A 3,960-nucleotide genomic window follows, 5' to 3' on the forward strand; every position below is an offset into this window, starting at 1 on the left:
GGGCACCCCGCGAGCCGGGTGGCCGAACTCACGCCACGGCTTTGGAAGGAACGCTTCGGGGCAAATCCCCTGCCATCAGAGCTGGATCGGCTGCGGATCGGCAACGCCGCTCGTTAACCGCTTACGAAACGGTATGGGCGCATGTGCCGCACCGGCGGAGAAGGAGGCGCTTCTACCAAGAGGAATCACACCCCTGGCCAGCTCGTTATTGCGCCCGCACAGTGAGTCAAAATCCTGCGGATGGCGGAGGATATTGTGACCAAGGTGCTCTTGATTGGACTCTTGTCGTGCCTCTCAGTCTGGTTCATGTCAGTGCCTGCCTCTTCTGGGCCAAATGCGAACGCGAAGATCTTGATCCACCTCGCAACCCCAACCGTTAAAGCTGCTTGCGAACGCGCTGCGTCACATCCCTCTTGCACGTCGGTAGCAAGTCAAGGTGTACTTTATCCTGTTGCCTATGACGCATATGTCGTCGTCGCCGACGTGGATTCGCTCGCTGGGGTTGCTGGCCTTCAATTTGGGATTAGTTACAACGGAACTGAACATGCTGGGCTTGACGTCTTCGGTTGGTATTCGTGCGCGGATTTGGAATTTCCCCAATCAGGGTGGCCCGCCTCGGGAACAGGGACGATCCTCAGCTGGATTTCGAACACTCATTGTGCGCGACCATCGGGCGCGCAGGTAATTCCGGCCGGCTATTTTTACTGTGCCGCATATGACGCGGACGTTCTGAGTCTGACCACACGACCCGTGGACAATTGCGCCTTAGTTATTTGCTGCAGTCCGACGTTTGAAGATTCTGCAGATGTTATTGAATCCGGCGTGATCCACTTCACGCCGAGTCATCTCGGAACTGCTGTCTTTTCCACAGCTGGTACCACGTTAGGCAACAGGCCGTGCGGGAATTGACCAAGAGATGACAACAGCATCTGTCAGACGGAGGAAGAAAATGCATCGCAACGATTACTTTCAGGGGGTGGGCACGCTCATACTTATCCTTGTTTGGAGCCTCACTCATGTACCACTTGTCCGTGCAACGGAATCTTCGGTGCAGGTGGCTGTGACCTTGAGCGATCCAGACTGGAGACACCCTTGCATCAACTCCTCAGCGGAATTCAGGGTAAACGGGGACGTTGCGCCCACTGCGTACCTTGCGACTGTTCTAATCATCGACGATGCCGGAGAGTCGCCGATTGTCGCCGTGCGGTTCGGGATTGACTACGACATCAGTCAATCCAACGGGGTTACAATCTTTCAGTGGCATGGGTGTGGAGACCGAGAAATCGCTTCCGTGGGGTGGCCGGCACCCAAGAGGGTGATTACTGTCATATGGGACCACGACAGGGCTCCGGAGCCAGGTAGTGCCTGGAGCCTGCCTGGGAAGCGTGTTCGCGTCGCGGGGTTCTTTTATTGCGCGGCCGAAGGCGAGGGTTCGCTAAGTGTCCGAGGGCTGAGTCAGTCTGATGATATCGAGTTCTTGCGAGCAGATGGTACAAGCTCTCGCGCGCCACGTAGTCAGACTGGCGCCTTGAGGTCCAAACTGCGCTCAGGCAGCGTCCCACCAAAGCATGCTCGGGCCGGTTACGTGGCCTTTTCTAGAAATGCTCGAGATCTTGGATATAATCCCGTACGCGAACTCCAACAAATCGCTTCCGCACCAGCGGTTCGGTCGAGCGGCGGCTCACAATGGCGACTAGTCTCGGTCTGGAATAGGCAGGAGGCTAAAGCAACAATCGCCATTTCGGTTGGGGATGCATGTCGCATCAGTATCAGGGCATTCGATGTCACGGGTCGTGAAGTTAGCAAAATAGTTGAAGATCGGAGTGTCCAGCCAGGTAATCATGACTATACGTGGGATGGCACTGGTAGGACCGGTGCAGCTGTGGCATGTGGAATGTACTTCGTTCGGGCGACCCTTGAAGGCCGCTCCCTTACATCGCGAATAGTGGTGGTGAGATGACTACTGTAAGAGTGACTCTGCGCGCCCTCGTTGTGGTCATTATTGCTGCAATCTGCGCAATCGGAAGCCCTGCCGAAAGTCGGGCAGCGACCTGTTCCGATACACTCAGTCTAGGCAACTGCAACATCCCGCCAATTCTGGTGGCCCCGGATAGCCGGAGCTACCAGTTGCGACTCCGAGATGAGTCTGGAAATCCCATGCAAGGAGCTTACGTCACCGTGACCTTCCCGCGATGCTTTACGGGAAGCGTCGTGCCCATGCACGCGGCAGGGGGTTGGGGATCTCAGTCGTTCCATCCGGGTGTAATCTATACGTTTACAGATTCTGCTGACGTCGATGGTTTTGTGTCTTTCGATTGGGGTGCTGTCGATGGTCCTGACCCAATAGGCGGGTGCATCCCGGTCGACCTGCTGGGGCCTCACGGGTCATGTGCGGATTCGATCCATTGTGAGCCGGCAACTGTGAATGTGCTGTGGGACCACGGAGGAGTTGTTCGATGTGGAAGCGTCAAGCGAAGCATTGTGTCTCCGGATCTGGCAAGCACAGGTCGCATGTGTGACGACGTGCCGTGGGCGGCGGCGGATTCAGTAGTCGTTGGGCTTGAGGACGCTGTTGAGTTTACGCCGCCTCTTGTTTCGGGTGACTATGACCCGTGCATGGACTTGAACGGAGATGGGAAGGTTAATGCGTTTGACGCAACGGTGTTCACGCCTTACGCAATGAATGGTATCGGAAAAGCATGGTCCGTACCTGCTGTCTCCTTTTACGGCGACAGTCTGAACCTGCCGCTTGGCATTGGAGACGATCAGGCGGTGCTGGAGCATGCTACAACCTTGCGATTGGTCGAGATTGCTATTGACAGCGCCGAGGCCCGGGGATACTCACGTGCGCCCGAGGGTGACAAAGTGGAGTCCTATGTTACCTCTACTGGCGTCCAGATCACCGATGCATCACTCGGGTTTACTAAGCCCGACAGTATGAGCCTGCCGGACAGCGTTGTCGCTTTTGCTAAACTCCGAGTCTGGACCTCACTTGCCAATGATACGCTGAGAACGTCGGTTAGTCTCAATTTGATATTTGTAGACTACAGAAATTCAGAGATTCACATTTCCTCTCCTGGTGACTCATTGTCTAGTATCGCAACGGGATATGAAGGGTCGCAGTACTGCTTGACGGGTGTCACACAGGAGCATGCGGGCTTGGAGGCCAGGGCTAGCTTTGGCGGCTTGCATAAGTGTCTGGTGGCGGCGCGAAAGGCCGGCGAGGCTGCCACGCGCCAGTGTCTAAACATAGGTGGGGATCTAATCACATGTGGAAGGTTGGGAGACGGGACTGCGACTGCAGAGGGCACTAAGTGTTACGCCAACTTCGTAAAGGACTTGGTTCACGATGGATGGGATCTTCTTGTGCCCCCGGCCAACTAAGTTTCTCTACCGGGAGGGGCCGTCGTAAGATGCAACGTGAGCCTGCGCGGCGGCCGCCCACGAGAAGTCAACGACTTGCGGGCTGCCGGAGTAAGGTTCGTAGACTGTACAACGACAGTAACTACCTGACACCTGCCCCCTCCCGGGGGGGTGCTTAAGCGGCTTCGTTCGGGGGCGCTTCCCCAGTGCCTCCGGAGATCATGAGTCCTTCCGTGAAGACCTGGTAGGGGGTCCGGCCCTCCATGTTCAGTCCCTGGTGCGGGCGCTTTGTGTTGTAGCGCCCCAGGAACTCATCCAGGTCGACCTGCATCGCTTCGATTGTCTCGTACCAGTTCGTGCGCCCGGCCACCCGCAGGTGCTCATCCAGCAGGGTCCGGTGGAAGCGCTCGATGAAGCCGTTACTCTGCGGCCGCCGCACGCGCGTGGTCCGATGTTCGATCCCTTCGAGTTGCAGGAACAGTTCGTAGGGGTGCTGATCGGGTCGCCCGCAGAACTCCCGTCCGTTGTCGGAGAGGATCGTCGTGATGCTGGCCTCGTGCTCTTCGAAGAAGGGCAACACGGACTCGTTCAGGATGT

At 56.9% G+C, this 3,960-nt stretch carries 2 protein-coding genes; one reads left to right on the top strand and one right to left on the bottom strand.

The annotated features are described in order from the left end of the window. Positions 1–2,157: 2,157 nt before the first annotated feature. Positions 2,158–3,384, top strand: coding sequence for a hypothetical protein (locus K1Y02_25740; protein MBX7259783.1), 1,227 nt, complete (start codon positions 2,158–2,160; stop codon positions 3,382–3,384). Positions 3,385–3,538: 154 nt separating this feature from the next. On the opposite strand, the gene K1Y02_25745 is transcribed toward K1Y02_25740, so the two are convergent. Then, on the bottom strand, positions 3,539–3,960 hold a 422-nt coding region (locus K1Y02_25745; protein ID MBX7259784.1), incomplete at its 5' end, for an integrase core domain-containing protein.

The organism is Candidatus Hydrogenedentota bacterium (genome assembly GCA_019695095.1).
Lineage (GTDB): Bacteria > Hydrogenedentota > Hydrogenedentia > Hydrogenedentales > SLHB01 > JAIBAQ01.